This is a genomic window from Neisseria sp. P0019.S002, from assembly GCF_051957155.1.
GTDB lineage: Bacteria > Pseudomonadota > Gammaproteobacteria > Burkholderiales > Neisseriaceae > Neisseria > Neisseria perflava.
Genome location: NZ_JBQCWS010000102.1, coordinates 1 through 438 on the forward strand (window position 1 = coordinate 1; position 438 = coordinate 438).

The window sequence follows — 438 nt, forward strand, 5'->3', positions numbered from 1 at the left end:
AGATGTTTAGAAGAGACAGTTCTCATCCTGCCCACCTGTTTCAGTTTGCGTGACAGTTCAATCCACACTGAATCTTATTTGCTTTTCCGGGGAGCGGGGTATCGTTTACTTCATGTCCGTAGACACTCGTCATCACTTCGCGGGGTTAAGAAGACCCGGATTTGCCTAAGTCTTCCACCTACCTGCTTAAACAAGCTAGGCCAACAGCTTGCTAACCTAACCTTCTCCGTCCCCACATCGCATTTGAATCAAGTACAGGAATATTAACCTGTGGCCAAGCGACGACGCAGGGAGGCCGCGCCGTAGGGGCCGACGCAAACTACGCCGATGAACGGTGCGTAGGAAACATTGGGCGGTAGGAGAGCGGGCTTTGAACCAGATTTAGCGCTACTCATGGAAAAATGCGCGATGAGGAGACCTACAGCAGAAGGTACAAGG

General features: G+C 51.4%; 1 rRNA gene. It reads right to left on the reverse strand.

Annotated features, from left to right (window positions below):
• Window positions 1-395 (reverse strand): 23S ribosomal RNA (locus tag ACTHTY_RS11785); the annotation flags it as partial.
• Window positions 396-438: the final 43 nt, after the last annotated feature.